4 protein-coding genes are annotated in these 5,431 nt (G+C 58.6%); all 4 read right to left on the bottom strand.

Annotated features, from left to right (window positions below; translation table 11 throughout):
- Positions 1-232 precede the first annotated feature (232 nt).
- A complete protein-coding gene (locus tag KO538_RS28910) occupies positions 233-1,312 on the bottom strand; it encodes a tartrate dehydrogenase (protein WP_219330428.1) in 1,080 nt (359 codons plus the stop codon).
- A 38-nt stretch (positions 1,313-1,350) separates the two neighbouring features.
- Positions 1,351-2,841: a DUF3482 domain-containing protein gene (locus KO538_RS28905; protein WP_219330427.1), complete on the bottom strand. Its 1,491-nt coding sequence runs from the start codon at positions 2,839-2,841 to the stop codon at positions 1,351-1,353.
- Positions 2,838-4,316 carry a DUF2868 domain-containing protein gene (locus KO538_RS28900; RefSeq protein ID WP_219330426.1) on the bottom strand — a complete coding sequence of 493 codons (1,479 nt, stop codon included), beginning with the start codon at positions 4,314-4,316 and terminating at the stop codon, positions 2,838-2,840. The genes KO538_RS28905 and KO538_RS28900 overlap by 4 nt, the downstream gene beginning before the upstream one ends.
- A 62-nt stretch (positions 4,317-4,378) precedes the next feature.
- The gene (locus tag KO538_RS28895) at positions 4,379-5,149 is read right to left on the bottom strand and encodes an acid phosphatase (RefSeq protein WP_152546541.1); all 771 of its coding nucleotides are present in this window, start codon (positions 5,147-5,149) and stop codon (positions 4,379-4,381) included.
- Positions 5,150-5,431 lie beyond the last annotated feature (282 nt).

Below are 5,431 nucleotides of genomic sequence, written 5' to 3'. Positions count from 1 at the left end.
CCACACTTATCGACTGTTAATTGTTAAAGAACTGTATTCGGTACTGCTTTCGCGCTATCGACAAAGCGTTGTGTTTGTCAGCTGCGAAGAAGGAAGAGTATGAAGCATTTCAGCACAATCGTCAACTCCTTCTTTTTACTGCATCGCCGTTTCCGGTGATCCTCAACTGCCGCAGTGACTGCGTCTCATTGGGGAGGCGAACTATAGCAAAGCCACCCACGGCCGGCAAGCTTTATTTGAGCAATTCGGCAACCGCCATGCCCACATCGGTTGTACTGGCGCTGCCGCCCATGTCCGGCGTCCGCGGACCATGCTCGAGCACCTGCTCGATGGCGCGCACAATCGCGTCATGTGCCGCCGTGTAATTAGCATCGCCATTGCCGAGAAAGTCCAGCATCATGGCGCCCGACCAGATCATGCCGATCGGGTTGGCGATATTCTGGCCGTAGATATCGGGTGCGGAACCGTGCACCGGCTCGAAGACGGAAGGAAAGGTCCGCTCCGGATTGATATTGGCCGATGGTGCGATGGCAATCGTTCCCGTACAGGCGGGGCCCAGGTCGGACAAGATGTCGCCAAACAGATTTGAAGCGACCACCACGTCGAAACGTTCGGGGCTCAATACAAAGCGGGCAGCCAGGATGTCGATATGGTATTTATCCCAGTGGACATCGGGAAAGCTCGGGGCCATGGCTTCCACCCGCTCATCCCAATACGGCATGCTGATGGCAATGCCATTCGACTTGGTGGCCGATGTCAGGTGTTTCTTGGGCCGGCTTTGCGCCAGCTCGAATGCGTATTTCAATATCCGGTCAACGCCCTTGCGGGTAAACACGGATTCCTGCAGCACCGTTTCGCGCTCCGTCCCCTCGAACATGCGCCCGCCTACGGATGAATATTCCCCTTCCGTGTTTTCACGCACCACATAAAAATCGATATCGCCCGGCTTTTTATTCGCCAGCGGGCACGGTACGCCCGGCATCAGCCGCACGGGACGCAAGTTGACGTATTCATCAAATTCACGCCGGAATTTTAATAAGGAGCCCCACAGCGAGATATGGTCAGGCACCTTGTCCGGCCAGCCCACGGCGCCAAAATAGATGGCGTCGAAATCCTTGAGCTGCGCAAACCAGTCCGAGGGCATCATTTGCCCGTGTTCCAGGTAATAGTCGCAGTTGGCCCATGTCATCGTCGTAAACTGCAGGTCGATATTGAAACGGCGGGCAGCCGCTTCCATCACACGCAAGCCCTCCGGCATGACTTCATTGCCAATGCCGTCACCGGCGATGACGGCGATTTTATGTGTGCTCATGGGATACCCTGTTGGAAATAGGCGATGGAAGCTTGTATTTACATCGGCTGCGCCACGTCCGGGTACAGGCGCGCCAGCACATCGGCAGTGATCGCCGTGATGATGGGCTGCACACGTTCGGCCGCCAGTTCATTGGACTTCTCGCGGCGCACTTCTTTCCATAGCTCGGCCAATGCGCCTTCATGGCGCGCCACCGCCTGCTCGACTTCATCCTGCCAGAAGGCCGGCGCCTCGCTTTCAACAAAGTTGCCGCGACCACGGCCAAAGTGCGCCACCGCCAGGTAACGCAGCACGCCCGCCACCACCAAGGTACGCAGGAAGGCATCCGTAAATTGCATGGTGGGCTCATTACGGTCCGTGCCGGAATTAAAGCCCCAGGCTGCGCCCGCAAACGTCAACGCACCAACCACACCGCCGAGCAGGGCGCCCGTACCCAGGGTCAGTCCACCGGAAATCAGGTCGGCTGACAGGCCCGTCGCGGCACCGGAAATCATGGCCCCCAGCAAACCCGCTTGCGCCTTGTCGATCGGCGCGCGCACGGCAAAGTTTTCCCGTATGCGGCTATTGATCTTATGCGCATCGGTCGGGTCGAGTTTGTGCAGGATCAAAAGCTCGCGCGTGGTGATACCGCTGTGCGTATTGAGCCTCGCCACCAGGCTGGCCATGGCTTTTTCCTGGCGTTGCTGCTCCGCGTTCTTACCTATGCCCACGACCTGCAAGGCCGATTTCAGCAAGCCCTTGGAAACGGGCTCGATGGCTTCGCGGTCCTGCCCGGCCACTGCCAGCTGCGTGGCGATCAAGTGCATGGCCTGCCGGAAACGCGCCGTATTCTGCTCTTGCCAGGCAGCAAACAAACGCGCATAGCCCGCTTGCTGCGACTGCGGCAATAATTCACCCACGGCTTCATAAAACACGCGCTCATGTACCCAGCAGCGGGCAAAGGCATCGAGCGCCAGAACATCGCGCACGATCGGATACTGCTGCAAATGCTCGCGCCAGCGCGCCTGCTCGCTATGTTCCTCATTGCCTGGACGCGGCGGACCCATCTGATTGAGCAAGACCACCACGGGCTTATCGAGCCAGGCGAGGATTTTCATTTCCGCCGGCAGATAACCCGCATCCTTCGGATGCTCCGAAGAATTGACCAGATACAGCACCACGTCGGCGGAGTCCTTGGCCGTGCGCAGCGCTTGCTGGCTGAGCCAGAACGGGCGGTCGCGGTAACGGTCCAGCACTTCACGCAGAAACCAGCCGATGGGATTGCCCGACTGCCCCAGGCGTTTGAGCAGGCGCACGGAGTCGCCAAAGCCGGGCGTATCCCACAATTGCAAGACATCGCCCTGTGGCGTGGCCAGCAAGGTATGCGATTCCGCAAACACGGTCACGTGGGCGGCGTCGCGCACTTCGCCGATGTCCACGCCCACCAAGGTGCGCGCCAGGGTCGTCTTGCCATTATTCGTGTGCGAAATCAGCGCGAATTGAATCTGCACCGCATCATCCTGCACATCTTTATTCACATTCACACTCATGCTGCTGCCGATACTTTCAAGCCGACACCTGCATCGAGCGGGTGCAAGGCAGGGTTGAGCAAATTGACCACGGTGGCCGTGGTTTTATGGAACTGGCAGAACTGCTGCCACAGGGCGACTCGTTCCGCCAGGCGCGCGCCGTTATCCGCCTGCTCGCCGGCCCGCTCCAGGTAGCTGGACTCGTCGATCAGGACGGCGATGCCGCGTGCCGACGATTGCACCAGATAATCGAGGAAGGCGCCGTGATTTTCCTTTTCCGGCGTCGCCGTCAGATTGAACAGTACGGCCGTGATATTGACTTGCGGATCGTTCAAGTCCGTGCCGCGCAAGACGTCCTGCGGCTCTTCGCCGTACGACATCGATGGACGCAGCATCATGCGCCCCTGCTCGCCGAACAGCATGATGGAGAGCTGGCCCAATCCCATGTGGCGTGCTTCATCGACAGTAAAGCTGTACGGCAAGACGCGCAGCATGCCGCCCGTGGCCACGCCAATGCTTTCATTAAGCTTGCGGAAATACGGCTGATCGAGATCCAGCGGAAAGTTCTTGGCCAGGCGCGCGGCGCGCCAATTGTTGACCAGGGCCAGTATCAGGCGGGGAACGACGACCAGCAGGAAGATGGTTGCCGCATACAAATGCACCCAGCGCGCGCCACCTTCGATGGTCGTCGTTTGCGGGAAGCGCAGTGCTTCGATTTCCGCCAGCGAAAAACCTTGCAAATGAAACAGGGCAATAGCCGGTGCAAACAAGGTCGAAAGCAGGCTGTGCACTTGGCCGGGATTTAAAAAGGTACTTTCCCAGCCGGCCGCATATTGCGACAGAAAGCCGCGGGCATACAGTGAGGCAACGGCGCCGATGGCAAACATGGCGGCGCTCAGGTGGATGGTACGGCTCAGGCGCGCGGCCGTCAGCTTGGCGCTCAAGTGTGCCCATTCCCCCATGAAACTGAGCAAACCTGAAGACAAGGCGTGCGGCAGTTTGCGCGGCAGGGCCAGGCGGCCCACGCTCAGGTGACGCACCAGTCCCGCCTTCGGCCAGCCGAGCGAGTGCGAGGGAATGCATAGCCAGATCAGCAAGCCCAGGTAGACCAGCACATTCCAGGCGATGATCAGCAACAAGGGCGCCGACAGCAAGTCGACGCGATGGGGATCCGTGATGCGGTCGAGCCCGGCGCCCAGCAGCAAGGCCAGCAATGGCAAGGCCAGCGCCAGGGTCTTCATGCCGTTGCGACGCTTCGCGAAGGCAGCGAAAGCGGGGGTGCGCTCGGTGATGCGCTTGATGATCAGCTCGGAACGCTGCTGCAGGAAATCGTCACCTGTCACTTCGGCCTGCTTGCCCGAAGCTTGCCACTGCGCAAGCTCACGCGCGCTGCGGCTGGCATACATGCGGTCGTCCTCGCTGAGGACTTCTTTTTTCTGGTCGGCCGTCTCGATAGCACGGACCAATACCACTTCTCTCGCAATCTGCTCGTTCATGGTGCTCCTGTTTTTGTATGAAACGACAACTCGACAGGCAGATTGTGACGTACTTTCGTGTTTCAGGCCAACGCGTCCTCGGCCCGGAACAAATGATGCAACAGATAGATCAGGAAAGAAGCGATCCAGGCAGACCACAAGGTGTGCGTAAAGAATTGTGTACCTTGCAACTGTTGCTGCCAGCTTGCCGCCAAACCGCACAGCAGCATGATGCAGGCGAACAGCAGCGCCGTGCGTGGCCGTCCGGGCAGGCAGAACAATGGCAAGGCCAGCATCCACCAGGCAGCGTTCGCCTGGGTAGCGGGCAGGCATGCCATGGTAGATGCGCTGGCTGGCAACGTTTCCAGCAGGCGCGTGTATGGTTCCAGTCCGCCGTAACGCAACAAATCCGTGGGACAGGGCACGTCGCTGAAGGAAGAGAGCAAATAGATGCTTAATGGCACGAAGATAGCCGACAGTGCCACTACGCGCAAGGCGCTGCGGCGTGATGCCAGCCAGGCCAGCGGATGCAAGATGTCCCAGACGGCCAAACAGATCAAGGCGGCGCCAAGCAAGATCATGCAGAGCTGGAAACTGCTCGCCCACGCGCTGTCAGCACCGACAAATTGCCCGCGCGCACCGTCGAACATACTGTCGGCGATCATGAGGTCGAGATTGCTGTAATTGCCGATCCAGAGTATCAGCATGGCCGACAGCATCAGGACGCTATCGATGCCTTTGGGAGTTTTGACGAGTTTAAGCTTGGCCAACATGGGTGCACACACTACTTGATGAGAATGGAAGTCATCGTACAGTGTCAATATGAAGAGAACATGACGATGCCCGCCGTACACAACATGTGGTGATAAATGACAAAGGCAGCGCGTAGCGCTGCCTTTTTTTGTTTGTCACTTGGCTGCCGACTTGTCGGATTACGCTACGCTAATCCGACCTACCCGCCATCCAATAAACGTAGGTCGGCTTAGCGCGCAGCGCGTAAGCCGACACCACCCGCAGCGCCCAACAAACCACCAGACGTAAAAAAACCCCAACCGGATCACCGGAAGGGGTTTTTTCGAATAACAAGCCTGACGATAACCTACTTTCACACTGGTTGCAGCACTATCATCGGCGCA

The organism is Janthinobacterium sp. NKUCC08_JDC (assembly GCF_019345575.1).
In the GTDB taxonomy this organism is placed as follows: Bacteria; Pseudomonadota; Gammaproteobacteria; order Burkholderiales; family Burkholderiaceae_D; genus Janthinobacterium; species Janthinobacterium aestuarii.
The sequence above is the reverse complement of the archived record's forward strand: the minus strand, read 5'-3'. Positions and strand labels throughout refer to the sequence as shown.